This window comes from Mesorhizobium sp. M2E.F.Ca.ET.209.01.1.1 (assembly GCF_004010375.2).
Lineage (GTDB): Bacteria > Pseudomonadota > Alphaproteobacteria > Rhizobiales > Rhizobiaceae > Mesorhizobium.
In genome coordinates this window covers 1-372 of the sequence record NZ_SADP02000413.1, presented here as the reverse complement: position 1 = coordinate 372, position 372 = coordinate 1, and the positions used below count along the sequence as shown (strand labels likewise).

Annotated in this window: 1 pseudogene; it reads right to left on the bottom strand. The window is 63.2% G+C overall.

Annotated elements, in window-relative coordinates:
- Window positions 1-372: pseudogene (locus EN852_RS41295) on the bottom strand (adenylate/guanylate cyclase domain-containing protein); the annotation flags it as partial.

Sequence of the window (372 nt, the reverse complement as noted above, 5' to 3'; positions counted from 1 at the left end):
GCACCTTCACGACGGTCGAGCCGATTGAGGACAAGAACCGTGACGTGCGCCTGCCCGGTCCACGGCGGTTGAAACTCGGGACGGAACGTGAGGAGAAGCAGCACTGGCAGGTGCGGCACCCGCTCGATCACCAAGTCGAGCAGCTCGCGCGAGCTGGGGTCGATCCAGTGCACATCCTCGAAAAGCATCAGCACCGGACCTAGTCGCGCCAAGTCTTCGAGCTGCCGGAGAAGCGCATCGAAGATTTTCTCTCTCTTACGCTGGGGCGTCAGCTGGAGAGGCGGGAAGCGACCTTCGGTCGGCAACGACAACAGCTCGGCCAGCAGCCCCACATCCTCCGGTAAGGCCGGGGCAAGCAAGGCTGCAAGCTTC